Genomic DNA, 26,494 nt, shown 5'->3' with positions numbered 1-26,494 from the left:
TTCTCATTTTTATGGATACCCCAGTTGAAACGTAGTCTGCTCATTTTTGCTGCGCTGTGCGTGGCGTCGTGGACATCGGTCCAGGCTGCTCAACCGATCGTTGACCCGGAATTTGCCTCCAACGTGGTCGATCGTTACGCCAACCATATCTATTACGGCAGCGGCGCCACCGGAATGGCGCTGGTGGTTATCGACGGTAACCAGCGCGTATTCCGCAGCTTTGGCGAAACGCGCCCGGGCAACAATGAGCATCCGCAGCTGGATTCGGTTATTCGCATTGCCTCGTTGAGTAAACTGATGACCAGCGAGATGCTGGTGAAAATGCTCGATCAGGGCGTCGTGAAGCTTAACGATCCGCTGAGCAAGTACGCGCCGCCGGGCGCGCGGGTGCCGACCTACCAGGGGACGCCGATTACGCTGGTTAACCTGGCGACGCATACCAGCGCCCTGCCGCGGGAGCAGCCGGGCGGAGCGGCGCATCGTCCGGTCTTCGTCTGGCCGACGCGCCAGCAGCGCTGGGCGTGGCTGTCGACGGCCTCGCTGAAAACGGCCCCCGGCTCGCAGGCCGCCTACTCAAACCTGGCGTTTGACCTGCTGGCGGACGCCCTCTCCACCGCCGCGGGTAAACCTTATCCGCAGCTCTTTGAAGAGCAAATCACCCGCCCGCTGGGGATGAAAGACACCACCTTCACGCCATCGCCGGATCAATGCGCCCGCCTGATGGTCGCCGAGAAAGGCGCCAGCCCGTGTAACAATACGCTGGCGGCGATCGGCAGCGGCGGCGTTTATTCAACCCCTGGCGATATGATGCGCTGGATGCAGCAGTTCCTCTCGTCCGACTTTTATACCCGCGGGCGACAGGCTGACCGTATGCAAACGCTGATTTATCAGCGTAGCCAGCTGACCCGGGTCATCGGTATGGATGTGCCGGGGAAAGCCGATGCGCTCGGTCTCGGCTGGGTCTACATGAAACCCAAAAATGGTCATCCGGGAATAATCCAGAAAACCGGCGGCGGCGGCGGATTTATCACCTATATGGCGATGAACCCGCAGGCGAACGTCGGCGCCTTCGTGGTGGTCACCCGTTCATCGCTGACCCGCTTTAGCAGCATGAGTGACGGTATCAACGATTTGGTCAGCGAACTGAGCGGCGGACAGCCGGCGGCAATACCAGAATCCTGATAAGATCGCGGGATGGCGCGCCGAAGGATGAGCGCATTAATGCTTCCTTTGGCGAAACATCCCGGCGCTATTTCGGTTAGACTATTTGCTTTCATTTCACAAAATCAGGCAAACCATGACAGATTTAATCACTCGCCCCCGCCGCCTACGTCAGTCCGCTTCGCTGCGCGCCATGTTTGAAGAGACAACACTGAGTTTGAACGACCTGGTGTTGCCGATCTTTGTTGAAGAAGAAATCGACGATTACAAAGCCATTGAAGCCATGCCCGGCGTGATGCGCATTCCGGAAAAACAGCTGGCCCGTGAAATTGAGCGAATTGCCAATGCCGGTATCCGTTCGGTAATGACCTTCGGTATCTCTCACCATACCGATGCGACCGGCAGCGATGCGTGGAACGAAAACGGCCTGGTCGCGCGGATGTCGCGGATCTGTAAGGATGCGGTACCGGAGATGATCGTCATGTCCGATACCTGCTTCTGTGAATACACCTCGCACGGCCACTGCGGCGTACTGTGCGACCACGGCGTCGATAACGACGCGACCCTGGTGAACCTCGGGAAGCAGGCGGTCGTTGCCGCCGCGGCCGGCGCCGACTTCATTGCGCCATCCGCCGCAATGGATGGCCAGGTGCAGGCGATTCGCCAGGCGCTGGACGCCGCCGGGTTTACCAACACGGCGATCATGTCCTACTCCACCAAATTTGCTTCTTCGTTCTACGGCCCGTTCCGTGAAGCGGCCGGTACCGCGTTGAAAGGCGATCGTAAGACCTACCAGATGAGCCCGATGAACCGCCGCGAAGCGATTCGTGAATCCCTGCTGGATGAAGCCCAGGGCGCAGATTGCCTGATGGTAAAACCGGCCGGCGCCTATCTGGATATTCTGCGCGATATCCGCGAGCGCAGCGATCTGCCGATCGGGGCCTACCAGGTCAGCGGTGAATACGCGATGATCAAATTTGCCGCCCAGGCGGGCGCCATCGATGAACAGAAAGTGGTTCTGGAAAGCCTTGGCGCCATTAAACGCGCCGGCGCGGATCTGATTTTCAGCTATTTCGCCCGCGATCTGGCCGAAAAGAAAATCCTGCGTTAATCCCCTCGTCTTCCCCGGTCGCGCTGCGCTGACCGGGGCTGCTGTCCCGACCGTTCCCTGGCCCGCCGATACCGAATATTCACTTAACTGCAATATAAGCGACATTTCCACCTTCTACTGTCTGGGCAGGACGGAGGAGGAAGCGCTATGTTTAGTCTCGACAATGTACTCGACGACCTGTGGCCTCAGGCGAGGCCTGCCCCCTGGCAAAAGAAACTGTTAAAAAAATTACTGCATGAGGATGAGTTTCAACAATTTGCCGCTCGCCATCGCCACCTGAAAGGGCTTGATACGGTCGAACAGGTGCTGGAACATCTCAACATCCGCTGCGCCATTCCGGCGCACGATCTGGAACAAATCCCCGAACACGGCCCGCTGGTTATCGTCGCTAACCATCCCACCGGCACGCTTGATGGCCTTGCGCTGCTCTACGCCGTCTCCCGGGTGCGCCGCGATGTCAAAGTGGTGACCAATCGCCTGCTGACCCATCTTGAACCGCTCAGTTCGCTGTTTATTCCCGTCGACAACATCAACGGCCGCACCGCCAAAGCGGCGCTACAGCAGATGGATCGGCAGCTGCAGAACGGCGGAGTGCTGATCTTTTTCCCGGCGGGCGAGGTCTCGCGCGTTACGCCCCGGGGGATCCGCGATAAAAAATGGCACTCCGGTTTTATCAAACTGGCGAATAAATACCGCGCTCCGCTGCTCCCGGTTTGGATTCGCGCGCACAACAGCGCGCTGTTTTACGCCAGCGCCCTGGTGTCAGCTAACCTGCCGCTGCTGCTGCTGATGCAGCAAATGTTCCGCCGGCGCAACAGCAGTCTGCCGATCGGTATTGGGGAACAGATTGCCTGGTCCGCCTGGCACTGCGCGCAAACGCCGGCTCGCGAACTGGCGGACCGCTGCTATCGCCACGTCGAACGGCTGGGCAAAGGGCTGCCTGGGCTCTTCAAAACGGAAAGCGCCATTGCCCGCCCCGAAGATCGCGCGCTGCTCAAGCGCGAGCTTAGCCGGACGGAGTGTCTGGGGCGCACGGCGGATGGCAAAGTCATCTACCTGTGGCAGCGCCATGGTCAGGACGATGCGCCGCTGCTGCGTGAGCTGGGTCGTCTGCGGGAAATTGCCTTTCGCGCGGTCGGCGAAGGCAGCGGCAAGCGTCGCGACGTCGACAGCTATGACGACGATTACCTGCATCTGATTCTGTGGGATGAAGACGATCTGGAAATCGTCGGCGCCTATCGCTTTATACCTACCGCAATGCAGCGGGAAAAACGCGGTCTGGAAGGGATCTACAGCTACAGCCTGTTCCATTACGACGACCGGATGAATGATATCCTCACCCACGGCATTGAACTGGGACGCAGCTTTATTCAACCGCGCTACTGGGGCCGCCGCGGGCTGGATTATCTGTGGTCGGGTATCGGCGCTTATCTGGCGCGCTACCCGCACTACCGTTACCTGTTCGGCCCGGTTTCCATTTCCGGCGGCCTGCCGCCTGCGGCACGCGATCTGCTGGTGGCCTTCTATCGCCTGTGGTTCCCGGCCAGCCATCCGCTGGCGGAATCTCGTCGGCCCTACCCCGCCTCGCTGCCCGATGTGCTGGCGCAGTTCGGCGGGGAGGATTACAGCGAAGACCTCACGCGGCTGAAGTCGCTGCTGGGTAACCTCGGCTGCGCCATTCCGCCACTGTATAAGCAATATTCCGAGGTCTGCGAACCCGGCGGGGTGCAGTTTATCGACTTCGGCAGCGACCCGGACTTCAACAACTGCGTCGATGGCCTGGTGCTGGTGGATTTAACGTATCTGAAGGCCAACCGCTATCAGCGCTACATCGGGGCGCATCTGTAACCTGAACCCCGGCCTGCGGCGCGTGGCGCCTGAGCCGGGCTACGGCGGGCTTTAACCGGCGCGATAATAGGGCTTATCGCCGAGGATCGTCGCCCGATGCATAATCCGCCGCTGCGGCAGGTAGTCCGCATTGGCGTAATGCTGCGTCACCCGGTTATCCCAGATCGCCACGTCGTTGGGCTGCCAGCGCCAGCGTACCTGAAACTCAGGCTTCGTGACGTGGGCGAACAGGAAGCCCAGCAGCGCCTCGCTCTCTTTTTCCGTGACGTCGACAATGCGGGTCGTGAACCCTTCGTTGACGAACAGCGCCTGCTTGCCGGTCACCGGATGGGTACGCACCACCGGATGTAGCAGCGGCGGGTTCTTGGCCACCGCCTCCAGCCAGCGCTGGTGCTCCTCTTCCGTTTTGCGGTATTTGTACTCCTGGAACGATTTGCGGAAATCATGCTCCGCCCGCAGGCCGCTTAGCAGCTGGCGGAAAGGTTCGGAAAGCGCCTCATACGCCGCCACGCCGCTGGTCCACAGCGTATCGCCCCCGGTGGCGGGCAGCTCTTTCGCCGCCAGAATCGCCCCGGCCGGCGGGGTCGCGATAAAGGTGACATCGGTATGCCAGTTATCGTTATCCGGCGGATTATCGTCATGGGTATCCAGCACGATAATCTCATCGACGCCCGGGGCATGGGGGTAGACCGGGTGAATATGCAGGTCGCCAAAGCGCAAAGCGAGATCGCGCTGCTGCTGCGGGGTGATATTCTGTTCACGCAGGAATACCACCTGGTGGCGCAGCACCGCGTGATACAGCTGTTCAAACTGATTATCGCTCAGCGGACGGGTCAGGTCCGCGCCGGCAACCTGCGCGCCAATATATGGCCCCAGTGGGGTAATGCTCAGACGTTCACTCATTGTACTTCTCCATGCCAGGGCGTCAGGCGGCGCTGCAACGCGCGCAGTCCCAGTTCTAACAGAAAGGCGATTATCGCAATGACCGCAATCCCGGCCAGCACCACATCGGTCGCCAGGAATTCACCGGCGGATTGCACCATAAAACCTAAACCACGGGTGGCGGCGATAAGCTCCGCGGCCACCAGCGTCGACCAGCCCACGCCCAGCCCAATGCGCAAACCGGTCAGAATTTCCGGCAAGGCACCGGGTAAAATCACCAGCCACAGCACCTGCGCGCGGCTGGCGCCTAAAGACTGCGCGGCGCGAATACGTACCTGCTGGGCGCTTTTTACCCCCGCCAGCGCCGACATCGCCACCGGCGCGAAAATCGCCAGGTAGATCAACAAGATCTTCGAGGTTTCCCCGATGCCGAACCAGATCACCATCAGCGGCAGATAGGCCAGCGGCGGTACCGGGCGATACAGTTCGATCAGCGGATCGAGGATCCCGCGCGCCGTCGGGCTCAGGCCCATCGCGATCCCCACCGGGACGCCGATAACCACCGCCGCCGCCAGCGCGATCACGATCCGCGTCAGGCTTGCCGCCAGATGCTGCCAGAGGGTGGCATCCATAAAGCCCTGCGGGCCGGCAATGGTAATCAGCTTCTGCAACACCTGACCCGGCGGCGGGAGGAATAGCGGGCTAATCAGCTGCAGAGCGGCCACCGCCCACCAGATCGCCAGCACGACCGCCAGCGTCGACAGGCTCAGCGTCAGCTGACGGGAGAGCGGCCAGCGCCACTTCAGCGCCCGCTGACGCGGTTTGTCGTTAATCACCACGCTCATGAGAAAGCCTCCCGTTGTTCAAATACCCGGCTCAGGACATATTCACGCTGTTCGATAAACTGCGGGTCAGATTTAATGCTGCGGCAGGACTCTCCGGCCACGAAACGCCGGCCAAAATTCAGCGGTAACCGCTCCAGCACCTGGCCCGGTCCCGGCGACAGCAGCACCAGTTCAGTGGCCATAAAGACGGCCTCTTCAATATCATGCGTAATCAGCAGCACCTGTTTGCCGGTCTCATGCCACAGGCCGAGCAGCAGGGTCTGCATCTGTTCGCGGGTAAAGGCATCCAGCGCGCCAAACGGTTCATCCAGCAACAGCAGCTGCGGATTTGCCGCCAGCGCCCGGGCAATCCCCACCCGCTGCCGCTGGCCGCCGGAAAGCTGCCAGATAAAGCGTTTTTCCGCCCCTTCCAGCCCGACCTTTTTCAACATCTGCGCCGCCGTTTCGCGACGGCTGGCTTTGTCCACGCCCGCCAGCTGTAGCCCCAGCGCGACGTTATCCTGCACGTTGCGCCACGGCAGCAGGCCTTCGTGCTGAAAGACCACGCCTCGCTCGGCGCCCGGGCCCTCAACACGCTGGCCTTCGAGAGTGATGCTGCCGTGCTGATAAGGCACAAATCCGGCAATCAGGTTCAGTAGCGTGGTTTTACCGCAGCCGGATGGCCCGAGGACCACCAGCAATTCGCCGCTGTCCAGCGTCAGGTTGATATCTGCCAGCGCCGGTTTACCGCCGTAGTCGGCAGAGAGATGCGAGATTTGCAGCATCATGGCCTCCTTTACTTCACAAAACGGTCGGTGACGTACTGGCTGTAGTCGGCGCCGGCGGTCGGCACTTTACCCTGCTCTTTGAGGAATTTAGCGGTGTCGACGATCGCTTTGTTCACCGGGCCGCTCAGCTCCTGCGCCTGCTGGGCGGCGGTCAGATAGGTATTCCCCTTCACCAGACCCGGGACGTCGGCCTCCGGCACGCCGCTCAAACGCGACAGCTTGCTGATATTCTCCGGCTGTTTCAGCCACTCATCGGGGTTCGCGATGTACGGCTGCTGGGCGTCGATGGCGCTCTTCGCAAAGGCTTTCACGATCTCAGGGTGTTTATCGGCAAAATCTTTGCGCACCACCCAGACGTCAAGAGTCGGCGCGCCCCACTCGCCCACCTGCGACGAGTCGGTCAGCACCTTGCCCTCTTTTTCCAGCTCATTCACCGCCGGTGCCCAGACGTAGGCGCCGTCAATATCGCCGCGCTGCCAGGCGGCGATAATCGCCGGCGGCTGCAGGTTAAGAATCTGCACCTGCCCCGGCTTAATGCCCCAGTGTTTGAGCGCCGACAGCAGGCTGTAGTGGGTGGTGGAGATAAACGGCACCGCGATACGTTTGCCGATCAAATCCTCCGGTTTTGTGATGCTCTTTTTCACCACCAGCGCTTCGGAATTGCCGAGTTTCGAGGCCAGCAGGAAGACTTCAATCGGCACCTGCTGGCTGGCGGCTACCGCCAGCGGGCTGGAACCGAGATTGCCGATCTGCACATCGCCGGAAGCCAGCGCCCGCACGATGCTTGCGCCGCTGTCGAATTTGCGCCAATCAACGGTCGCGCCGCTCGCTTTGGCGAAGGTGTTGTCCGCCTGCGCGACTTTCGCCGGCTCGGCAGAGGTTTGATAAGCCACGGTGACGTTAACCGCCTGCGCCTGAAATGCGGCGAATGCCAGTGCGGCGAAAAGTGTGAAACGCGATGTGAGTGCCATAGTGTCTGCTTCCCCTGAGTTGTTATGGGTGCAGTATTTCCGGCCTGATGTGTTTGATGAAGTAATTAAAAATTCTGGTTAATAGCCAATCGTTTTTAGATAAATACCGGCAATCGTTATCTGTTTTTCACAAAAAGCGTCAAATGCGCCAGCGCCCGGCCATTCGTCGCAGCGCGGAACGCCGCCGGGAATGAGAAAGAAGTATGACGGTTTTGTTACACGCATTGCATAACTGCATCTGGCCGATTGCCAGCACAGCGCCAGCAGGCATCATAGGATCATGATTCGGCAAGAGAGAAACAACATGATTCGGGTGGTGCTGGTCGATGACCATGTGGTAGTGCGTTCCGGCTTTGCGCAATTACTCAGCCTCGAAGAAGACCTCGATGTTGCGGGCCAGTACAGCAGCGCGGCGCAGGCGTGGCCTGCCCTGCTGCGCGATGACATCAATGTGGCGGTGATGGATATCGCCATGCCGGATGAAAATGGCCTGAGTCTGCTAAAACGGCTGCGCGCACAGAAGCCCGGCTTTCGCGCCATCATTCTCAGTATCTACGACACGCCGGCATTTGTGCAGAGCGCGCTGGACGCCGGGGCCAGCGGCTATCTCACCAAACGCTGCGGGCCGGAAGAGCTGGTGCAGGCGGTGCGTTCGGTCGGCATGGGCGGGCACTATCTCTGCGCCGACGCTCTGCGGGCTCTGCGCGGCGGCGAACAGCCGGCGCCGGCGCTGGGGGGACTGACTCCCCGCGAGCGCGAGGTCTTTGACCTGCTGATTAAAGGCAACAGCGTGAAGGAGATCGCCTATACGCTCGACCTCAGCCATAAGACGGTGCATGTGCACCGCGCCAACGTATTGAGCAAGCTGCAGTGCCACAGCACCATTGAGCTGGTGCATTTTGCCCTCGATCACCAGCTGCTCCCGGGGCATTAATGTCGCGCAATCTTCGCCATGGGGTGATCTCGCTGTTTATCGTACTGGCCTGGGGCAGCGGCTGGCTGATGCTGTGGACCCTCGGGTTTTACCTGACCCACAACGGTCAGCAGGCGGCGCTTTTTCTACCCCACGGCGTCTACCTGGCGCTGCTGATTCTGCTTTCACGCCGCTACTGGCCCGCGCTGGCGCTACCGCCAGCGGCGATGCTGTTCTGGCTGCACGGCGAACAGCTGCTGAGCGGCTATGCTCTGCTGGCCGCACCGTTCATTCCCCTGTTTCCCGCCGCCCTTGCGCAGACCTGGTGGCACCGTTTTCCCCTTTACTGGCAGCGGTTGACGCTGCTGCTGGCCACGGTGACGGCGACCTCATTACTCAATACCGCCCTGCTGTCGCCGTTTGTGGCTACCCCGGTGCTGCTGCCAGGTCTGGCTTCGTTTACCGGCGGCGTGCTGCTGACGCCGTTCGTCTATCTGATCTTTGAATTTTTACGTCAGCAGCATCGCTATAACCTGCTGGGACTGGATACCAATAACCCGCCGCTGCGCACGTCGTTAATTATCTGGTGCAGTTTGTTCTTTATTATCGGCATCGCTACCCAGGTGGTGCTGTCGCCGGAAATTGAGCGCCTGCTGCTGATCGTGGTATTTCTGCCTAACGTAGTGATGGCGTGGAAGTTTGGCTGGCAGGGCGGCGTACTCGCCGGTCTGTTGGGCAGTATGATGATTACCATCGCCCGCCAGATTGGCGTGGGATTCAGCAATCTGGTGGAACTGGAGATCTTCCTGGCCACTCAGTCACTGCTCGGCATCGGCCTGGGGATCGCCATCAGCCGTCAACAGCATCTGGCGCAAAACCTGCATCATTACCGCCAGCGGCTGGAGAGTGAGCTGGCGGCGCGGCGGGCGCTAACCGAACAGTTGATCCACAGCGAAGAAGACACGCGCAAAAGCCTGGCGCGTGAACTGCACGACGAAATTGGGCAGAACATCACGGCCATCCAGATCCAGTCGCAGCTGGTCAAGCGGGCGCGCGACCCGGCGCAAACCCAGGCGGCAGCCAGCCAGATTAACGACCTGGCCCGGCGGATCCATCACTCCACCCGCCAGCTGCTGCGTCAGCTGCGCCCACCGGCCCTTGACGAACTGTCGTTCGAGGAGGCGCTGCAGCATCTGCTCAATGAATTCGCCTTTGCCGAACGCGGCATTCGCTGCCGGTTTATCTGGCAGCTGACCACCACGCCGGAAAGCGAAACGCTGCGCTTCACGCTGTACCGGCTGTTGCAGGAGTTGCTCAACAACATCAGCAAACACGCCGGAGCCAGCGAGGTCGCGATTACCTTGCGCCAGCAGGATAACGTTTTGCATCTGGAAGTGGAGGACAACGGCGTGGGCATTAGCCCCGGCAACCCCCCCGGATTCGGCATTCAGGGGATGCGCGAGCGCGTTAACGCCCTCGGCGGCGAGCTGACGCTGGAGTCGCAGCGCGGTACGCGGGTAATTGTTAACCTGCCCACAAATTTGCAACAAACCGCCTCGTAACCAGGAAAAAGTCTTAGCCACTCCGGACTTTCTCTCATCCCCTTTCGTTTTCCCTTCCTTATAGTCAGCAAAACGGAGACGACTATGCCCCCAGGCGCGACCAGTGAAATCCAGCAACGCTACCGGACGCTACGTTCACGACTGCTGATGTGCATGGTTATTGGCTACGCCGCCTTTTACCTGACGCGCAAAAGCCTTAACTACGTGCTTCCCGCGCTGCAAACCGATCTCGGGCTGGATAAAGGCGCTATAGGACTGTTGGGCTCGCTGTTTTATCTGACCTACGGCCTGTCGAAATTTGCCGCCGGGCTGTGGCACGACAGCCACGGGCAGCGCTGGTTTATGGGCGTCGGACTGTTTGCCACCGGCCTGCTGAACGTGGTGTTTGCCTTCGGCGAGTCGCTGATGCTGCTGCTGGCGGTCTGGACGCTGAACGGATTTTTTCAGGGCTGGGGGTGGCCCCCCTGCGCCCGCCTGCTGACCCACTGGTACTCGCGCAATGAGCGCGGTTTCTGGTGGGGATGCTGGAATATGTCGATCAACATCGGTGGGGCGATCATCCCGCCGATCAGCGCCTTTGCCGCCCACTGGTGGGGCTGGCAGGCGGCGATGCTGGCGCCGGGGGTAATCAGCATGGCGCTGGGGGTCTGGTTAACGTTGCAGCTGAAAGGAACGCCCCAGCAAGAGGGATTGCCATCGGTTGGGCACTGGCGCAGGGACCCGCTGGAGCTACGTCAGGAGCAGCAAAGCCCGCCCATGGGTCTGTGGCAGATGCTGCGCACCACCATGCTGCAAAACCCGATGATCTGGCTGCTGGGGGTCTCTTACGTGCTGGTTTATGTGATCCGCATTGCCCTTAACGACTGGGGCAATCTCTGGCTGACGGAGAGCCACGGCGTCAACCTGCTCAGCGCCAACGCCACGGTGATGCTGTTTGAAGCGGGGGGCTTGCTCGGCGCGCTGTTTGCCGGTTGGGGCTCGGATTTGCTGTTCAGCGGCCAGCGGGCGCCGATGATTTTGCTGTTCACGCTGGGGCTGATGGTCTCGGTCGCCGCGCTGTGGCTGGCGCCGGTCCATCACTATGCGCTGCTGGCAGTCTGTTTCTTTACGGTGGGCTTTTTTGTCTTTGGCCCGCAAATGCTGATTGGCCTGGCGGCGGTGGAGTATGGGCACAAAGCGGCGGCGGGTTCAATTACCGGTTTTCTCGGCCTGTTCGCCTATCTGGGGGCAGCGCTGGCGGGCTGGCCTCTGTCGCTGGTCATTGAACGCTACGGCTGGTCGGGCATGTTCAGTTTGCTCTCGGTCGCCGCGGTACTTATGGGTTTATTGCTGATGCCGCTACTGATGGCGGGCATTACTACCTCTCCCGATCAAAGGATAAAACAATGAAAAAAACGCTGGTCACAACCCTGATGGCTTCCGGCATTGCGCTGGCGACGTTAAGCGGCGCGGCGCACGCCAAAGGCCGTCTGGTGATTTACTGCAGCGCCACGAACGAAATGTGCGAGGCAGAAGCCAAAGCCTTCGGCGACAAATATGATGTAAAAACCTCATTCATCCGCAACGGCTCCGGCAGTACGCTGGCGAAGGTCGATGCTGAGAAGAAAAACCCGCAGGCCGACGTCTGGTACGGCGGCACGCTCGACCCGCAATCCCAGGCGGGGGAAATGGGCCTGCTGCAACCCTATAAATCCCCTAACCTCGAGCAGGTGATGGAGAAATTTCGCGATCCGGCGAAGCTAAAAGGCAACTACTCGTCGGCGGTCTACGTCGGCATCCTCGGTTTTGGCGTCAACACCCAGCGCCTGAAAGAGAAAAACCTGCCGGTGCCGAAATGCTGGAAGGATCTGACCAAAGCGGAATACAAAGGTGAAATCCAGATTGCCGACCCGCAAAGCTCCGGCACCGCCTACACCGCGCTGGCGACCTTCGCCCAGCTGTGGGGTGAAGACCAGGCCTTTGACTACCTGAAACAGCTGAACGCCAACGTGTCTCAGTATACCAAATCCGGGATTGCCCCGGCGCGCAACGCCGCCCGCGGCGAAACGGCAATTGGCATCGGCTTCCTACACGATTACTCGCTGGAAAAAGAACAGGGCGCGCCGCTGGAGCTGATTTCTCCGTGCGAAGGTACCGGCTACGAAATTGGCGGCGTCAGTATCCTGAAGGGCGCGCGCAACCTCGACAACGCGAAACTGTTCGTCGACTGGGTGCTGTCGAAGGATGCCCAGGAGCTGGCGTGGCAAAAGGGTAAGTCCTATCAGATCCTGACCAACACCACCGCCGAAACCTCGCCGAATTCGCTGAAGCTCGACGATCTGAAACTGATCAACTACGACATGGATAAGTACGGGTCGACCGACGTCCGTAAGGCGCTGATCAACAAGTGGGTCAGCGAAGTGAAGATGGGTAAATAAGCCCACATTTTCTGCCCAATGGGCGGCAGACATTTTCCGCCTGCTCGCCGGCGGGTATGCGGTTATTGCCGGGTAAGCGTCACCCCTTGCCCGGCCTGAACATCCGGAAAGCTTATGGCACACACACTTGCACTCCGTCCCGCTAAAAAACGGGATGCGATATTCCTTTGGGTTTTGCTGGGCTGGCTGGCGTTCGCGCTGCTGCCGAGCTGGAGCCTCGATTACGGCCTGCTGGAGTCGACGAGCGATGAAATTCTCGCCGCCTACGGCTGGTCACAGTTCAATATCAGCGCCTTGTGGTATTTGCTGCCGAGCCTGCTGCTGATTCGCCCGTTCCTCGAGGCCGGACGCGAGCCGCGCAGCCGCCACTATTTCGACGCCGGCTGGGCGTTCCTGTGCATGGCGTTTATCGTCATCAGCGCCACGATTGAAGGCCGTGGCTTAGGCTACGCCACCATCGTGCTGTTTGTGGCATTGGGCGCGATCGTGACCCTGGCGCTGACCCGCCTCGAATGGCTGGGAGGCGACCGTTTCGTCATCGGCGCGCTGGTGGTGATTGTGGCGCTCATCGCCATCTTTATCGTCTGGCCAAGCATCGCGATTTTTATCCCGATGTTCACCAACGATGCGGGGGAATTCGCGCCGCTGGCGTTTATGGCGGTACTTGCGCAGGCGCATATTGTCCAGGTCATCATCAACTCGATCCTGCTGTCGATCGCCGTCGGCGTCGGCTGCACCTTCTTCGGCCTGGTGCTGGCCATCTACACCACCCGTATCGCCAGACGCAGCGCCATTATTGGCCGCATCTTCTCGATTCTGCCGATCGTCACGCCGCCGTTTGTCGTCGGCCTGGGGGTGACGCTGATGATGGGGCGCTCCGGCTACGTCACCGAATTTATGGTGGCGTGGTTCGGCCTGAGCAACACCAACTGGCTGTACGGCTTTACCGGCATCTGGCTGGCGCAGGTCCTGGCCTTTACCCCGATGGCGTTTATGATCCTCGACGGCGCGATCAAAACCATTCACCCCTCGCTGGAAGAGGCGTCCTACACCCTGCGCGCCAGCCGCTGGCAGACCTTTAACGGCGTTTTTGTCCCGCTGCTCAAGCCGGCGCTGGCTAACGCCTTCCTGATTGTGATTGTCCAGTCGCTGGCCGACTTCAGTAACCCGCTGGTGCTCGGCGGCAACTTCGACGTGCTGGCGACGCAAATCTACTTCTACATCACCGGTTCACAGCTCGATTACCAGGCCGCCAGCACCCTCGGCGCCTTCCTGCTGCTGTTCTCTCTGCTGGTGTTCTGCATCCAGTACATGTGGATCGGCAAGCGCTCTTACGTCACGGTATCCGGTAAATCCTACCGCGGCGAGGTTCAGCCGCTGCCGGTCACTCTGGTATGGAGCGTGATCGCGCTGCTGGCGGTGTGGATCGCCTTTAACGCCCTGCTCTACGGCAGCATTTTCTACGGCAGCTTCACCGTCAACTGGGGCGTCGATTACACCCTGACGTTGGATAACTTTATTAAACTATTCGGCCAGGGGATGAGCGACGGAGCATGGCCTTCCCTGCTCGATACGCTGCTCTACGCCGGGATTGCCGCCCCTATCACCGCCGCCTTCGGCCTGCTGATCGCCTGGATCGTCGTTCGCCAGCAGTTTAAAGGCAAAAAGACGATCGAGTTCACCACTATGCTGTGCTTTGCCGTCCCCGGCACCGTGGCGGGGGTCTCCTATATTCTCGCCTTTAACAGCGCGCCGGTGTACCTCACCGGAACGGCGGCTATCGTCATTATCTCGATGGTGATGCGCAACGTGCCGGTGGGGATCCGCGCCGGGATCGCCGGCCTGGGGCAGATTGATAAATCGCTGGATGAGGCCTCCCTGAGCCTGCGCGCCGGTTCACTGCGCACCATCACCCACATCCTGCTGCCGCTGCTGCGCCCGGCGATCCTCTCGGCGCTGATCTACAGCTTCGTGCGCGCCATCACCACCGTTAGCGCCATCGTGTTCCTCGTCACGCCGGATACCCGCGTGGCAACGGCCTACATTCTCAACCGCGTGGAAGACGGCGAGTACGGCGTGGCGATCGCCTACGGCTCGATCCTGATCGTGGTGATGCTGGCGATTATTTTCATCTTTGACTGGCTGATCGGTGAAGCGCGAATCTCCCGTTCAAAAGCCAAAAACCAGGCGTAATGGAGCGCACTATGAGTCAGAAAAATTTTGTTGAGCTGCGCAACATCAGCAAACGATTTGCCAGCAACACCGTTATCGACAACATCAATCTCATCATTCCGCAGGGACAAATGGTGACCCTGCTCGGCCCTTCCGGCTGCGGAAAGACCACCATTCTGCGGCTGGTCGCCGGGCTGGAAAAACCGAGCGCAGGGCAGATTTTCATTGATGGCGAGGACGTGACCCATCGTTCTATCCAGCAGCGCGATATCTGCATGGTGTTCCAGTCTTACGCCCTGTTTCCGCATATGTCGTTGGGCGAAAACGTCGGCTATGGCCTGAAGATGCTCGGCGTGTCGCGCGCCGAAGTGAAGCGCCGGGTGAAGGAGGCGCTGGCGATGGTCGATCTCGACGGTTTTGAAGAGCGCTATGTCGACCAGATCTCCGGCGGCCAGCAGCAGCGCGTGGCGCTGGCCCGCGCGCTGATCCTCAAACCGAAGGTGCTGCTGTTTGATGAACCGCTCAGCAACCTTGACGCCAACCTCAGACGCAGCATGCGCGACAAAATCCGCGAGCTGCAAAAGCAGTTTGATATCACCTCGCTGTACGTCACTCACGATCAGAGCGAAGCCTTTGCGGTTTCCGACACCGTACTGGTGATGAATAAAGGGCATATTATGCAGATCGGCTCACCGCAGGAGCTCTATCGTCAGCCGGCCTCGCGCTTTATGGCAAGCTTTATGGGCGACGCCAACCTGTTCCCGGCTACCTTCAGTCAGGAATATGTTGATATCTACGGCTACCGTCTGCCGCGCCCTGCGCACTTTGCTGCCGGGGGCTCCGGCACCCTCGGCGTGCGTCCGGAAGCGATCACCTTAAGCGATCGCGGAGAGGAGAGTCAGCGCTGCGTCATTCAGCACGTGGCCTATATGGGGCCGCAGTATGAAGTGACGGTGGTATGGCAAGGGCAGGAAATCTTATTGCAGGTGAATGCCACCCGCCTGCAGCCGAACGTGGGCGAGCACTATTACCTCGAAATCCATCCGTACGGCATGTTTGTTCTCGCCGAGGCGGCGTAATGCGTTGCCGGGTACTGCGGCCCGGCAACCCTCAGCGGCGCGCGTTTAAACCGGCAATATCCTGCGGCGTGGTACGACAGCAGCCGCCAATCAGCTTTGCGCCGGCCGCCAGCCACTGCGGCAGGTAATCGTGCAGGCGGGCGCAGTTTTCTCCGTGGCGATGCCAGGTTTTGCTCTGCGCGTCGTAGTGCTCGCCGGAGTTGGGATACACCACCAGCGGCAGCGCGGTCAGACTCTGCAGATGCGCCAGCGCGGCGGTCGCACTCTCCAGCGGGATACAGTTTATCCCCAGCGCCACCACCTGCGACGAGTCCGCCAGTGCGGCCACCACCTCCCGCAGCGGCGTGCCGTCGCTCAGGTGTCCGGCGTCGCGCAGGGTAAACGAGAACCAGGCGCGAGCGCGCGGATAGTCGGCGAGCAGCGCCGCCAGCGCGCGAATCTCGGCCAACGACGGCAGGGTCTCACAGGCCAGGAGATCCGCCCCGGCGTCCAGCAGGGCTTCAATCCGCGGCCGATGGAACGCCTGAAACGCCTGGGCAGTGCGCTGGTAATCGCCGCGGTATTCAGAACCGTCGGCAAGATACGCGCCATAGGGCCCGACCGACCCGGCGACCAGCAGCGTGCCCGCCCGCGGGTTTTCCGCCAGATACGCTTCCCGCGCCTTCCGCGCCAGCTCAACGCTGGTGCTAATCAACGCCTTCGACCGGGCCTGGTTCAGCCCGCGGGCGGCAAAACCGGCCGGCGTCGCCTGGTAGCTGGCGGTGATCGCCACCTGCGCCCCGGCGCGAAAGTAATCGAGGTGTACATCGCGGATCAGCTGCGGGTTTTCCAGCAGCACCTTCGCCGACCATAGGCTATCGGCGAGATGACAGCCGCGCGCTTCCAGCTCCGTCGCCATCGCGCCGTCAAGCAGCACAAAGGGCTGGCTGGCAAGGAGCGCGGTTAACGGGTTACTCTGCGACATGTTGAGACTCCTGGGTCAATGTCCGTGAACGAGCCAGATAGTACGCACCCTAACCCAGCGCCAATGACGCCGCCCAATGACAGCATGATCAGATGGCGCGTTTTCATGATGCGCGTTAACTACCCATCGGCTTGTTGCGTTGTCTGCATATGAACTTCTAAACGTATGGACATCCAAACATCCAAAAGAGGTCCGTTATACCCTGCCGCGCCATAAAATGCAAAACGCCCTGCACCATTCCGTCATGCGATCGTCGTGCATCCTGCCCCATTTTTGCCCACCCGCCGCCGTCGGCCGGGCCAGCGGCGCGGGCGACATTCTGGCATCCTCCTTGCAACTCTCGTTCATCTTGATCCGCTGAGGTATTCACGATGACAGGGCAAACCACGACATTAAAAAGAACGCTCGGCAGCTTCCGTTTATGGGGCATTGCCGTTGGGCTGGTCATTTCCGGCGAGTATTTTGGCTGGAGCTATGGCTGGTCGCAGGCCGGGACGCTGGGCTTTATGATTGTGGCGCTGGCGATTGCCGCCATGTACTGCGCCTTTATTTTTAGCTTTACCGAGCTGACGACCGCGATTCCCCATGCCGGCGGGCCGTTCGCCTACGCTTACCGCGCCTTCGGCCCCACCGGCGGCTTTATTGCCGGTTTTGCCACCCTGATTGAGTTCGTCTTTGCGCCGCCGGCCATCGCCATGGCGATCGGCGCCTATCTCAACGTTCAGTTCCCGGCGCTGGATCCGAAATGGGTAGCCTGCGGCGCCTACGTGGTCTTTATGACCCTGAATATTCTCGGGGTCGGCATCGCGGCCACCTTCGAACTGATTGTCACCCTGCTGGCGATTTTCGAGCTGCTGGTGTTTATGGGGGTGGTTGCGCCAGGCTTCTCATGGAGCCACTTTACCGCCAACGGCTGGGCCGGGGCGGAGAGCTTCAGCGGCCTGGCGCTGCCGGGGATGTTCGCGGCGATCCCCTTTGCCATCTGGTTCTTTCTGGCGATTGAGGGCGCGTCGATGGCCGCCGAAGAGGCCAAAGATCCGCAGCGCACCATCCCGCGCGCCCTGGGGGGCGGCATTCTGACCCTGACCGTGCTGGCGATCGGCGTGATGGTGTTCGCCGGCGGCGTCGGCGACTGGCGCACGCTGGCCAATATCAATGACCCGCTGCCGCAGGCCATGAAAATCGTGGTGGGCAGCAGCAGCGGCTGGCTGCATATGCTGGTATGGCTGGGGTTGTTCGGCCTGGTGGCCTCGTTTCACGGCATCATTATGGGCTATTCCCGGCAAATCTACTCCCTCGCGCGGGCCGGCTATCTGCCCGCCAGCCTCGCGACCCTCAACCGCCGCACCCGCACGCCGCATCTGGCGATCCTCGCCGGCGGCGTGGTCGGGATTGCGGCGATTTTTTCCGACTCGCTGATCACCATCAGCGGCATGCCGCTGACCGCCTGCATCGTCACGATGTCGGTATTTGGCGCTATTGTTATGTATATCACCTCGATGGCGGCGCTGTTTAAACTGCGCCGCAGCGAGCCCAGGTTGATCCGGCCGTTCCGCGCGCCGCTGTACCCCTGGGCGCCCGCGTTTGCGCTGGCGATGGCGGTGCTCTGCCTGGTGGCGATGGTCTGGTATAACCCGCTGCTGGCGCTGATTTTCGCGGCAATGATGCTGGGAGGCTACCTGTGGTTCCGTAAAACCGCGGCCTCCCGCGAACGCGCGGCGGTGGATCCGCAGCTGCGCGCAGTCTCCTGAGGAGTCGGCATGTATAAAACCACGCTATCAGGCCAGGTCTGGCGCTTTGATAGCCTGAAGACATTAATGGCCAAAGCCTCCCCGGCGCGCTCCGGCGATGCCCTTGCGGGCATTATTGCCGATAGCGCCGAGGAGCGCATGGCGGCGAAAATCGCGCTGGCGGACGTCCCGCTGAGCGAAATTCTGGCGAATCCTCTCATCCCCTATGAACAGGATGAGGTGACCCGGCTGATACTCGATACCCACGATAGCCAGGGTTTTGCCGCCATTCGTCACCTGACGGTGGGCGATTTCCGCGACTGGCTGCTGGATGACGCCACCGATACCGCCACTCTGCAGCGGGTGGCGCGGGCGATTACGCCCGAGATGGCGGCGGCGGTCAGCAAATTAATGCGCAATCAGGATCTGATCCTCGCCGCCAGCAAGTGCCGGGTCACCACCCGCTTTCGCAATACCCTTGGTCTGCCGGGGCATCTTAGCGTGCGCCTGCAGCCCAACCACCCGACCGACGATCTGAAAGGCATCGCCGCCAGCATGCTCGACGGCCTGCTCTACGGCGCGGGCGACGCGGTGATCGGCATCAACCCGGCCAGCGACAGCCTGCCGGTGCTGGCGCAGCTTAACCATATGCTCGACGATATTATTCAGCGCTTCGCCATCCCTACTCAGTCCTGCATTCTGACCCACGTCACCAACACCCTGCAGCTGATCGAGCGCGGCGCGCCGGTCGATCTGGTGTTTCAATCGGTGGCGGGGACCGAGGCGGCCAACAGCGGTTTCGGTATCAATCTGGCGCTGCTGCAGGAAGCGCGGGAAGCCGCCTTGAGCCTCAACCGCGGGACGCTGGGCAACAATGTGATGTATTTCGAGACCGGTCAGGGCAGCGCGCTTTCCGCCAACGCCCATCACGGCGTGGATCAGCAGACCTGCGAAGCCCGCGCCTACGCCGTCGCCCGTCATTTTGAGCCGCTGCTGGTCAACACGGTGGTTGGCTTTATCGGCCCGGAATATCTCTACGACGGGAAGCAAATTATCCGCGCCGGTCTGGAGGATCACTTCTGCGGCAAGCTGCTGGGGCTGCCCCTCGGCTGCGACGTCTGCTATACCAACCACGCCGAAGCGGATCAGGATGATATGGATACTCTGCTGACCCTGCTGTGCACGGCCGGACTGACCTTCCTGATTGGCGTTCCGGGCGCGGACGATATCATGCTCAACTACCAGAGCACCTCGTTTCACGATGCGCTGTACGCCCGGCGCCTGCTGGGCTTAAAGCACGCGCCGGAGTTCGCCGCCTGGCTGAGCAGAATGCAGATTATCGACCCGGACGGCGCGCTGCGTCTGACCGATGCCCGTCACCCGCTGCTGTCCGTCCTGCCGCAAGGAGAATCGGTATGAATCGCCCCGACGCCTGGAATCCGCTACGTGAATTTACCGCTGCGCGTATTGCTCTCGGCCGCAGCGGCGCCAGCCTGCCGACTCGCGAAGTGCTCAATTTCGGCCTCGCGCACGCCAGAGCGCGCGATGCCATCCACCAGCCGTTTGCCAGCGAGCGGCTGGAACCCGAACTGGCGGCAATGGGCCTCTCAGCGTTAACGGTCCATAGCGCCGCCGGCGATCGGCATATTTACCTTAACCGCCCCGACCTGGGACGTCGTCTGGATGACGCCAGCCGCTCCGGTCTGGCCGCCAGCGGCGCCCGTCCGGCCGACCTGCTGCTGGTGATTGGCGACGGGCTTTCCTCTTATGCGGTGCACCGGCAGGCTCTGCCGCTGATACGCGCGCTGCTGCCCTATCTGCGCACTCTGGGGATCAGCCTGGCGCCGGTAGTGCTGGCCCATCAATCGCGGGTGGCGCTGGGGGATGATATCGGGGAAACCCTGCAGGCCAGGGCGGTGGCGATGTTAATTGGCGAGCGGCCGGGGCTCTCTTCGCCGGATAGCCTTGGCGTCTATCTGACCTGGCAACCGCATCGCCAGCGGCTGGAGTCGGAGCGCAACTGTATTTCGAATATTCGCCCGCAAGGGCTGAGTTATGATGCCGCCGCCTTCAAGCTGGCGTGGCTGCTGGAGCAGGCTTTTTTACGTCGTCTGACCGGCGTACACCTCAAGGACGAAAGTGACAATCCGGCGCTACATGGCAAGGTGAAACCGTTGGGGATTCAACCGGGTTAAAGATTAAAGCTGCTGGAGGCTGCGGCCTGTCGTCCCTTTCGCCGCAACCTCCAGCAGCCTCGCGCTACACAAAGCACACCTCGTTCCAGTAGGCTTCACGCGTCCTGCGTCGCTCAGTATGTTTTATCATGACGAAACCACCGTGTTTCAACATTGCCAATATCCACGCCGTACAGGCTGGCGACCGGTAATATTGCCTCCATCATCCGTTGGGTATCCTGCTGCCCGGCCTCACCGGTAGATAAAAAAGCCAGCCAGCGCGTGATTCGTTGCCATAGTGCTACTTTCATTTTTCCTCCGTCGGGAAGCGATTTGTCTGGCTACATTTCAACCACAGATCCTCCGCTGCGGGAAATATCAATTCCGGGTTTTCAATGCCGAAAGACGCATATTACGCAGCGCTCCCCGGATAGCGGCGCGACGCGCCTTATCCGGCCCCCCCTGATCCATCGCCCCGGTCAGCGCACCGCGGACGGGGAATACCCATGAGTTTGTTAAGTTCTTTTTCGTTATAGATAAGAACTTTTTCTTCTTTGCCGGGGGCGGCCCATTTGTGGGAGCGTGATAGCCACAAAACAAAAACAGGGATTCAGGGGAAATAATCATGCGCATTGCAAAAACAAAAATCGCGCTGGCGCTGGGAATTCTGGCGCTGACCGCCCAGGTTCAGGCAGACCAGCTGGCAGACATTAAAGCCGCAGGGGTGGTGAAAGTCGCTACCTTCGACGCCAATCCGCCGTTTGGTTCCGTCGACCCGAAAACCCACCAGTTGGTGGGCTATGATGTCGATTTCGCCCAGGCGCTGGCAAAATCGCTCGGGGTAAAACTGGAGCTGGTGGCCACCAACCCGGCCAACCGTATTCCGCTGCTGCAATCCGGTAAAGCCGACCTGATCGTCGCCGATATCACCATCACCCCGGAACGCGCACAGGTCATTGATTTTTCTACGCCGTATTTTGTCACCGGCCAGCAATTCCTCGTCCCGGCAAAATCAGCGGACCAGCTCGACAGCTACAGCAAAGCGCGGATCGGCGCGGTAAAAGGCACCACCGGCGAACAGGCGCTGCACCAGCGTTTCCCGCAGTCGCGCGTGCTCTCCTATGACGATATTCCGCTGGCGCTGACCGCGCTGCGTAACGGCAACGTTCAGGCCATCACCCAGGACAGCACCATTCTTGCCGGTCTGCTGGCAGAGGCCCCGGACAAAGCCAACTTTAAAATCCTCCCTGATTTGCTGAGCAAAGAAGAGATCGGCGTTGGCGTGAAGAAAGGCGAACCGGCGCTGCTGAAGGCGGTGAATGATGAGCTGGTCAACCTGGAGAAAACCGGCCAGGCCGCGAAAATCTATGACGTCTGGTTTGGCCCGGCCACCAAAACGCCTCAGCCGCGTGCGTTTACCATAGAAGCTAAATAATATGTTATCGGGTCTGTTTTCACGCTCCGCGGCTTCGTCCGCGGATTTTTCGCATCTGCAGCGCGCCAGCATTGAATTCCGTAAAGCGGCAAAAAGCTACGGCGATCATCAGGTATTGAACGGCGTGGATCTGCAGGTGGATCCCGGGGAAGTGGTGGCGATACTCGGCCCCTCCGGATCGGGGAAATCCACCCTGATTCGCCTGATCAATCAGCTTGAATCCCTCAGCGGCGGCGAGATCCTGATCGACGGCAAACCGACGAGCCAACTGACGGGCAGCGCCCTGCGCCAGCTGCGCAGCCGCGTGGGCTTTGTGTTCCAGCAGTTCAACCTCTATGCCCATCTGACGGCGCAGGAAAATATCACCCTTGCGCTGGAACGCGTGCACGGCTGGGCGAAACACGCCGCCCGTCAGCGGGCGCTGGAGCTGCTGCGACAGGTCGGGCTGGAAGATAAAGCCCGGCAAATGCCGGCCCAGCTCTCCGGTGGCCAGCAGCAGCGCGTAGCCATTGCCCGCGCCCTCGCCTCCTCGCCGCAAATTATTCTTTTCGATGAACCGACCTCGGCGCTGGATCCGGAAATGATCGGCGAAGTTCTGCTGGTCATGAAGGCGCTGGCGCACAGCGGGATCACCATGCTGGTGGTCACCCATGAAATGCAGTTTGCCCGCGAAATTGCCGACCGGGTGGTGTTTATCGACGGCGGCGACATTCTCGAAGTGGCGCCGCCGGCGCAATTTTTCGCCCATCCGCAGCACGCCCGCACGCGTCGCTTCCTGCAAAAGGTGCTCAATCCGCTGCACCAGGAGAGTCTCGGGTGAGCCCTGTTCTCGACTGGCACGGCGTACTGAGCGGGCAGCCTCTGCAGTGGATCATCTCCGGCTTTCTGACCACCGTATGGGTCAGCGTCGCCGGGATCATACTGGCTACCGTGCTGGCCGTTCTGCTGCTGGCGCTGCGCTTAGGCGGCGGCAAAGCGGGCCGTGGGCTGGTGGCCTGCTGGGTCTCGCTGTTTCGCAATACCCCGCTGCTGGTTCAGCTGTTGTTCTGGTATTTCGCCGCCTGGAACCTGCTGCCGCTGGCGGCGCGGGATTTTATCAACGCCGATCGTCCATGGTCGATTCTGCCGGGTAACGTCTGGTGGCTGACGCCGGAGTTTCTCTGTTCGATGTGGGGACTGGGGGTGTTTACCTCCGCATTTCTGGTGGAAGAGATCGCCTCCGGGCTGCGCGCCGTCAGCCACGGCCAGTGGGAAGCGGCCCTCTCCCAGGGATTTACTCCATGGGGCGAGCTGCGCCATATTCTGCTGCCGCAGGCGCTGGCGAACGCCTGGCAACCGATCATTGGCCAGTACCTGAATCTGATGAAGCTTTCATCGCTGGCCAGCGGTATCGGCTTTGCGGAACTGACCTACCAGGTGCGGCAAATCGAAAGCTATAACGCCCATGCGCTGGAGGCCTTCGCCGTCGGCACGGTACTGTACCTGGCGCTCGGCGTGGTGATGGGGATAGCGCTGTCGCGTCTCGGCCCGGGCAAAACCCAGCACAGGAGCACCCAGCATGAACGCTAATCTGGCGGTGATCGCCGATAACCTCGATTACCTGCTGTGGGGACGGCTGGCGGATGGCATTCCCGGCGGCGTCGCGCTGACCCTGATGATGGCGATCGGCGCGGCGGCGCTGGCCCTACCCGTCGGGATTCTGCTGGCAGGCGCGGCCTGGCGCTACGGCGGCCTGGTGCGCCGGCTGCTGTTTCTCTGGGCGGAGCTGATTCGCGGCATTCCGCTTATTTTCGTCATTTTTTGGCTGTGGTATCTGCTGCCGATGCTCACCGGAAGCGACCTGCCGGGCGCGGTGACGGTGACGCTGGCGCTGGCCTGGTTTACCGCCGCGTCGGTGATGCACTCGGTGCTCGCGGGTCTGCAGTCGCTGCCCGCCGGGCAGTATGAGGCGGCGCGTACTCAGGGCTTTTCCCCGGGGCAAACGCTGCGCTTAATCCTGCTGCCGCAGGCGCTGCGCAACGTGCAGCCGTCGCTGGTGGGGATTTTTATCAACCTGCTGAAAGACACCTCGCTGGCGTTTATCGTCAACGTGCCGGAGCTCACCACCGTCGCCGGTCAGGTGAACAACCGGGTGCAGATCTACCCGCTGGCGATTTTCGTCTTCACCGGCGCGGTCTATTACCTGCTGTGCTGCGGCCTGAGCCTGCTGGCAAACCGCCGCTTTACCAGGCGTAACGCTGACAGGCGCTACGCAGGCGGGTAAGAAACTGCTGCGCGTTCGCGGTCAATGCCGATTTTTGCGACCACACGGCGCAATACTGCGCCGCCGGCAGCGAGGAAACCGGCAGGGTCACCAGCTTATCCCCGAGCTGGAGCGGGTGACTCATAGCCCGGGCGACAATGGTCAGATAATCAGACTCCAGCACCATGTTGAGGCCGGTGATCACCGAGTCCGTACGCAGCGGGGTGATCGCCACCTGGCGATAAAAATGAATCAGCTCGTTTTGCAGCTGCTGGTAGTAGCCCATCGGCGACTCCGGCAGCAACCATTTCGCCCGCCGTAAGGCCATCAAATCGCTTTCATTCGCCAGCGGATGCCCTTTACGCGCCACCACGCAGAACGGCGCGGTAAACAGCGGCTCGATCATCACCCCTTCCGGCGGCCGCATCGGGTCCACCGAACCGATCGCCAGATCGATTTCGCCGCTGCGCACCCCGGGCAACAGGGAGGAGAGCTGCCCCTCCTTTAGCGTCAGCAGCATCTGCGGCAACGCCTGCTTAAACCCCTCCGCCACCGCCGGAAACACCGTCAGCGCGATCAGCGAAGAAAAGCCTACCGTCAGGCGGCCGTGGGTCACCTGATTGATTTGTTCAACCTCGTCCGCCGCCCGGCGCAACTCCTCCAGCACCCACTCCGCGCGCTGCGAAAACGCGCTGCCCGCTTCGGTGAGCGTGATCCCCTCTTTGCTACGCAGCAAAAGTTGCGTGCCGAGGGTCTGCTCCAGCTCACGCAACGTCCGGCTGAGCGCCGGCTGCGACTGACCCAGTTCACGTGCCGCCGAACGGATGCTGCCGCTGCGCGCCACCTGCCTTAGCGCCTGCAGATGGCTCACTTTTGGGAGATATTTCACCGCCAACCCCTATCAGAAAAAAGCATCACCTATAGAAAAATTATATCTTCCCGCCGTTGCAGTAAAGCCCCAGGATGCGGATGGGGTCTCCCGCACACACAACACACACTAATGAGACAAAAGGCGGAAACAAAAATGAAAAGTCAGTCTCAAATGATCTTCTTGCTGTTTATTGGCTACGTATTCGTTTATATCGATAAAACCGTCACCGGCTTCGCGCTGCTGCCGATCGAAAAAGAATTTGGCCTCAACGCGGAACAGCTGGGCTACATCACCGGTATCTTTTTCCTCGCCTACTCCCTGTTCCAGGTCCCGGCGGGCTGGTTGAACGACCGGATTGGCTATAAAACGATGCTGGTACTGTCGCTGTCGGCGCTGGGGATTTTCGCCCTCTGCTTCGGCGTGCTGGGCCTCAGCTTTGGTCTGCTGCTGCTGTTTCGCTTTCTCTCAGGGGTGGGCCATTCCGGCTACCCCTGCTCATGCGCGAAAGCGGTAGTCAGTAATTTCAGCGTCGAAAAACGCACCTTCGCTCAGTCAGTTCTGCTCTCCTCCGCCGGTCTGGCGATGACTATCGGGCCGATTATCGCGGTGAACGCCCTGTCGCTGCTGGGCTGGCACCGCTCATTTGCCGCCCTCGGAGCGCTGGTCTGCGTCACTGCCGCCCTCATTGCCTGGCGGGTACCGCGCCGCCCGCCGGCTCCCGCAGTCGCGAAGAAGGCATCCTCTGGCGGCGCGCTGTGGCGTAACCCTACGGTTATCCTGCTGTTTATCTCTATATTCTGCGTCAACATTCCCAGCTACGGCCTGATGGCGTGGCTGCCGAAATTCTTCGTCCAAAGCATGGGCATGTCGCTGTCGGCTTCAGGCTATGTGGTGGCCGCCGGCGGCCTCGGGATCTGGGTTTCATCGCTGGGAACCGGCTGGCTGGTGGGGAAATATTTTCTTCATCGTGAACCGCTGGTGATCGCCGTCAGCGCCCTGCTCAGCGCCGCCGCCATTTTCGCGATTTTTCATGCCGGGACGGCGCTGACCGCCAGCCTGCTGCTGTTCGTCGGCGAGATCTTTTTAATGGCCACTTTCGTTACCGCTTTTACCCTGCCGATGAAGCGGCTGCCGGAGAACATCATGGGTTCAGCTATCGGCCTGATTAATACCGGCGGCACCCTTGGCGGCTTTGTTTCGCCGATCGTGATTGGCTATCTGGTGGCGAAAACCCACAACTATGCCAGCGCGTTCCTGTTTCTGTCACTGGCGATGGTCTGCTCGGCGATAGCGGTGCTGCCGCTGATGAAACGCAAAACCGTCGCCGGCCTGCCCGTTGCTGATTGAAGG

At 60.7% G+C, this 26,494-nt stretch carries 24 protein-coding genes and 1 pseudogene; 17 read left to right on the top strand and 8 right to left on the bottom strand.

Annotated features, from left to right (window positions below):
* The first annotated feature begins 24 nt into the window (after positions 1–24).
* From ampH to EDF73_RS08655, 3 genes are all read left to right on the top strand, one after another.
* The gene (gene ampH / locus EDF73_RS08665; protein ID WP_132728330.1) at positions 25–1,182 is read left to right on the top strand and encodes a D-alanyl-D-alanine-carboxypeptidase/endopeptidase AmpH; all 1,158 of its coding nucleotides are present in this window, start codon (positions 25–27) and stop codon (positions 1,180–1,182) included.
* A gap of 115 nt (positions 1,183–1,297) precedes the next feature.
* A complete protein-coding gene (gene hemB / locus EDF73_RS08660; protein ID WP_132728328.1) occupies positions 1,298–2,272 on the top strand; it encodes a porphobilinogen synthase in 975 nt (324 codons plus the stop codon).
* Between the two features lie 147 nt (positions 2,273–2,419).
* Positions 2,420–4,120, top strand: a complete 1,701-nt coding sequence (locus tag EDF73_RS08655) for a GNAT family N-acyltransferase (RefSeq protein WP_132728326.1) — start codon at positions 2,420–2,422, stop codon at positions 4,118–4,120.
* Positions 4,121–4,171: 51 nt separating this feature from the next.
* On the opposite strand, the gene tauD is transcribed toward EDF73_RS08655, so the two are convergent.
* From tauD to tauA, 4 genes are read right to left on the bottom strand one after another with little or no spacing between them, the layout of a single operon-like run.
* Entirely contained in the window at positions 4,172–5,023 is an 852-nt protein-coding gene (gene tauD, locus EDF73_RS08650) for a taurine dioxygenase (protein WP_132728325.1), read from the bottom strand.
* Positions 5,020–5,847, bottom strand: a complete 828-nt coding sequence (tauC, locus tag EDF73_RS08645) for a taurine ABC transporter permease TauC (RefSeq protein WP_132728324.1) — start codon at positions 5,845–5,847, stop codon at positions 5,020–5,022. Before tauC ends, tauD begins: the two co-directional genes overlap by 4 nt.
* Entirely contained in the window at positions 5,844–6,611 is a 768-nt protein-coding gene (gene tauB, locus EDF73_RS08640) for a taurine ABC transporter ATP-binding subunit (protein WP_132729000.1), read from the bottom strand. Before tauB ends, tauC begins: the two co-directional genes overlap by 4 nt.
* A gap of 11 nt (positions 6,612–6,622) precedes the next feature.
* A complete protein-coding gene (tauA, locus tag EDF73_RS08635; RefSeq protein WP_132728323.1) occupies positions 6,623–7,585 on the bottom strand; it encodes a taurine ABC transporter substrate-binding protein in 963 nt (320 codons plus the stop codon).
* A gap of 304 nt (positions 7,586–7,889) precedes the next feature.
* Here tauA and EDF73_RS08630 point away from each other — a divergent pair, with 304 nt between their 5' ends.
* The 6 genes from EDF73_RS08630 (at position 7,890) to fbpC (ending at position 15,728) form a co-directional block, all read left to right on the top strand.
* Entirely contained in the window at positions 7,890–8,519 is a 630-nt protein-coding gene (locus EDF73_RS08630) for a response regulator transcription factor (RefSeq protein ID WP_132728998.1), read from the top strand.
* On the top strand, positions 8,519–10,060 hold the full coding sequence (locus EDF73_RS08625; protein WP_132728322.1) for an MASE1 domain-containing protein: 1,542 nt from the start codon (positions 8,519–8,521) through the stop codon (positions 10,058–10,060). Before EDF73_RS08630 ends, EDF73_RS08625 begins: the two co-directional genes overlap by 1 nt.
* An 84-nt stretch (positions 10,061–10,144) precedes the next feature.
* Complete coding sequence (gene uhpC / locus EDF73_RS08620) at positions 10,145–11,449, top strand: MFS transporter family glucose-6-phosphate receptor UhpC (RefSeq protein WP_132728321.1); 1,305 nt, start codon at positions 10,145–10,147, stop codon at positions 11,447–11,449.
* Positions 11,446–12,477 (top strand): ABC transporter substrate-binding protein, encoded by a 1,032-nt coding sequence (locus tag EDF73_RS08615; protein WP_132728320.1) that lies wholly within the window; start codon positions 11,446–11,448, stop codon positions 12,475–12,477. Before uhpC ends, EDF73_RS08615 begins: the two co-directional genes overlap by 4 nt.
* 114 nt (positions 12,478–12,591) lie before the next feature.
* On the top strand, positions 12,592–14,670 hold the full coding sequence (locus EDF73_RS08610) for an iron ABC transporter permease (RefSeq protein WP_132728319.1): 2,079 nt from the start codon (positions 12,592–12,594) through the stop codon (positions 14,668–14,670).
* An 11-nt stretch (positions 14,671–14,681) separates the two neighbouring features.
* The gene (gene fbpC, locus EDF73_RS08605; protein ID WP_132728317.1) at positions 14,682–15,728 is read left to right on the top strand and encodes a ferric ABC transporter ATP-binding protein; all 1,047 of its coding nucleotides are present in this window, start codon (positions 14,682–14,684) and stop codon (positions 15,726–15,728) included.
* Positions 15,729–15,759: 31 nt separating this feature from the next.
* Here the strand turns inward: fbpC and mmuM are convergent, their stop codons facing one another.
* Together mmuM and EDF73_RS27645 are read right to left on the bottom strand one after the other, a co-directional pair.
* Complete coding sequence (gene mmuM / locus EDF73_RS08600; protein WP_132728315.1) at positions 15,760–16,692, bottom strand: homocysteine S-methyltransferase; 933 nt, start codon at positions 16,690–16,692, stop codon at positions 15,760–15,762.
* A gap of 50 nt (positions 16,693–16,742) precedes the next feature.
* Positions 16,743–16,841 (bottom strand): annotated as a pseudogene (locus EDF73_RS27645) (hypothetical protein); the annotation flags it as partial.
* Between the two features lie 222 nt (positions 16,842–17,063).
* On the opposite strand from EDF73_RS27645, the gene eat reads away from it, so the two are divergent.
* Genes eat through eutC form a run of 3 tightly spaced genes read left to right on the top strand, consistent with a single transcriptional unit; the run spans position 17,064 to position 20,617 of the window.
* Complete coding sequence (eat, locus tag EDF73_RS08595) at positions 17,064–18,443, top strand: ethanolamine permease (protein WP_132728313.1); 1,380 nt, start codon at positions 17,064–17,066, stop codon at positions 18,441–18,443.
* 9 nt (positions 18,444–18,452) lie between these two features.
* Entirely contained in the window at positions 18,453–19,841 is a 1,389-nt protein-coding gene (locus tag EDF73_RS08590) for an ethanolamine ammonia-lyase subunit EutB (protein WP_132728311.1), read from the top strand.
* Complete coding sequence (gene eutC, locus EDF73_RS08585; protein WP_132728309.1) at positions 19,838–20,617, top strand: ethanolamine ammonia-lyase subunit EutC; 780 nt, start codon at positions 19,838–19,840, stop codon at positions 20,615–20,617. Before EDF73_RS08590 ends, eutC begins: the two co-directional genes overlap by 4 nt.
* A gap of 113 nt (positions 20,618–20,730) precedes the next feature.
* Here eutC and EDF73_RS08580 read toward each other — a convergent pair whose 3' ends face one another.
* The gene (locus EDF73_RS08580) at positions 20,731–20,907 is read right to left on the bottom strand and encodes a hypothetical protein (protein ID WP_132728308.1); all 177 of its coding nucleotides are present in this window, start codon (positions 20,905–20,907) and stop codon (positions 20,731–20,733) included.
* Between the two features lie 314 nt (positions 20,908–21,221).
* On the opposite strand from EDF73_RS08580, the gene EDF73_RS08575 reads away from it, so the two are divergent.
* Genes EDF73_RS08575 through EDF73_RS08560 form a run of 4 tightly spaced genes read left to right on the top strand, consistent with a single transcriptional unit; the run spans position 21,222 to position 24,294 of the window.
* Complete coding sequence (locus EDF73_RS08575) at positions 21,222–22,031, top strand: ABC transporter substrate-binding protein (RefSeq protein ID WP_132728306.1); 810 nt, start codon at positions 21,222–21,224, stop codon at positions 22,029–22,031.
* 1 nt (position 22,032) lies between these two features.
* Entirely contained in the window at positions 22,033–22,851 is an 819-nt protein-coding gene (locus EDF73_RS08570) for an amino acid ABC transporter ATP-binding protein (protein ID WP_132728304.1), read from the top strand.
* The gene (locus tag EDF73_RS08565; RefSeq protein WP_132728302.1) at positions 22,848–23,600 is read left to right on the top strand and encodes an amino acid ABC transporter permease; all 753 of its coding nucleotides are present in this window, start codon (positions 22,848–22,850) and stop codon (positions 23,598–23,600) included. The genes EDF73_RS08570 and EDF73_RS08565 overlap by 4 nt, the downstream gene beginning before the upstream one ends.
* Positions 23,590–24,294: an amino acid ABC transporter permease gene (locus EDF73_RS08560; RefSeq protein ID WP_132728300.1), complete on the top strand. Its 705-nt coding sequence runs from the start codon at positions 23,590–23,592 to the stop codon at positions 24,292–24,294. Before EDF73_RS08565 ends, EDF73_RS08560 begins: the two co-directional genes overlap by 11 nt.
* Here the strand turns inward: EDF73_RS08560 and EDF73_RS08555 are convergent.
* Positions 24,254–25,162, bottom strand: coding sequence for a LysR substrate-binding domain-containing protein (locus EDF73_RS08555; RefSeq protein WP_132728298.1), 909 nt, complete (start codon positions 25,160–25,162; stop codon positions 24,254–24,256). The genes EDF73_RS08560 and EDF73_RS08555 overlap by 41 nt on opposite strands.
* A 135-nt stretch (positions 25,163–25,297) precedes the next feature.
* Here EDF73_RS08555 and EDF73_RS08550 point away from each other — a divergent pair, with 135 nt between their 5' ends.
* Positions 25,298–26,491, top strand: a complete 1,194-nt coding sequence (locus tag EDF73_RS08550; protein ID WP_132728296.1) for an MFS transporter — start codon at positions 25,298–25,300, stop codon at positions 26,489–26,491.
* Positions 26,492–26,494 lie beyond the last annotated feature (3 nt).

The organism is Klebsiella sp. BIGb0138, from assembly GCF_004342285.1.
Taxonomy (GTDB): Bacteria; Pseudomonadota; Gammaproteobacteria; order Enterobacterales; family Enterobacteriaceae; genus Klebsiella.
This window is presented reverse-complemented; position numbering and strand designations above follow the sequence as displayed.

Excerpts from the sequence above, each read along its gene's own strand:
- hemB (WP_132728328.1), top strand. The coding sequence starts at position 1,298 with ATGACAGATTTAATCACTCGCCCCCGCCGCCTACGTCAGTCCGCTTCG.
- EDF73_RS08655 (WP_132728326.1), top strand. The coding sequence starts at position 2,420 with ATGTTTAGTCTCGACAATGTACTCGACGACCTGTGGCCTCAGGCGAGG.
- tauD (WP_132728325.1), bottom strand. The coding sequence starts at position 5,023 with ATGAGTGAACGTCTGAGCATTACCCCACTGGGGCCATATATTGGCGCG.
- tauC (WP_132728324.1), bottom strand. The coding sequence starts at position 5,847 with ATGAGCGTGGTGATTAACGACAAACCGCGTCAGCGGGCGCTGAAGTGG.
- tauB (WP_132729000.1), bottom strand. The coding sequence starts at position 6,611 with ATGCTGCAAATCTCGCATCTCTCTGCCGACTACGGCGGTAAACCGGCG.
- tauA (WP_132728323.1), bottom strand. The coding sequence starts at position 7,585 with ATGGCACTCACATCGCGTTTCACACTTTTCGCCGCACTGGCATTCGCC.
- EDF73_RS08630 (WP_132728998.1), top strand. The coding sequence starts at position 7,890 with ATGATTCGGGTGGTGCTGGTCGATGACCATGTGGTAGTGCGTTCCGGC.
- EDF73_RS08625 (WP_132728322.1), top strand. The coding sequence starts at position 8,519 with ATGTCGCGCAATCTTCGCCATGGGGTGATCTCGCTGTTTATCGTACTG.
- uhpC (WP_132728321.1), top strand. The coding sequence starts at position 10,145 with ATGCCCCCAGGCGCGACCAGTGAAATCCAGCAACGCTACCGGACGCTA.
- EDF73_RS08615 (WP_132728320.1), top strand. The coding sequence starts at position 11,446 with ATGAAAAAAACGCTGGTCACAACCCTGATGGCTTCCGGCATTGCGCTG.
- EDF73_RS08610 (WP_132728319.1), top strand. The coding sequence starts at position 12,592 with ATGGCACACACACTTGCACTCCGTCCCGCTAAAAAACGGGATGCGATA.
- fbpC (WP_132728317.1), top strand. The coding sequence starts at position 14,682 with ATGAGTCAGAAAAATTTTGTTGAGCTGCGCAACATCAGCAAACGATTT.
- mmuM (WP_132728315.1), bottom strand. The coding sequence starts at position 16,692 with ATGTCGCAGAGTAACCCGTTAACCGCGCTCCTTGCCAGCCAGCCCTTT.
- eat (WP_132728313.1), top strand. The coding sequence starts at position 17,064 with ATGACAGGGCAAACCACGACATTAAAAAGAACGCTCGGCAGCTTCCGT.
- EDF73_RS08590 (WP_132728311.1), top strand. The coding sequence starts at position 18,453 with ATGTATAAAACCACGCTATCAGGCCAGGTCTGGCGCTTTGATAGCCTG.
- eutC (WP_132728309.1), top strand. The coding sequence starts at position 19,838 with ATGAATCGCCCCGACGCCTGGAATCCGCTACGTGAATTTACCGCTGCG.
- EDF73_RS08580 (WP_132728308.1), bottom strand. The coding sequence starts at position 20,907 with ATGAAAGTAGCACTATGGCAACGAATCACGCGCTGGCTGGCTTTTTTA.
- EDF73_RS08575 (WP_132728306.1), top strand. The coding sequence starts at position 21,222 with ATGCGCATTGCAAAAACAAAAATCGCGCTGGCGCTGGGAATTCTGGCG.
- EDF73_RS08570 (WP_132728304.1), top strand. The coding sequence starts at position 22,033 with ATGTTATCGGGTCTGTTTTCACGCTCCGCGGCTTCGTCCGCGGATTTT.
- EDF73_RS08560 (WP_132728300.1), top strand. The coding sequence starts at position 23,590 with ATGAACGCTAATCTGGCGGTGATCGCCGATAACCTCGATTACCTGCTG.
- EDF73_RS08550 (WP_132728296.1), top strand. The coding sequence starts at position 25,298 with ATGAAAAGTCAGTCTCAAATGATCTTCTTGCTGTTTATTGGCTACGTA.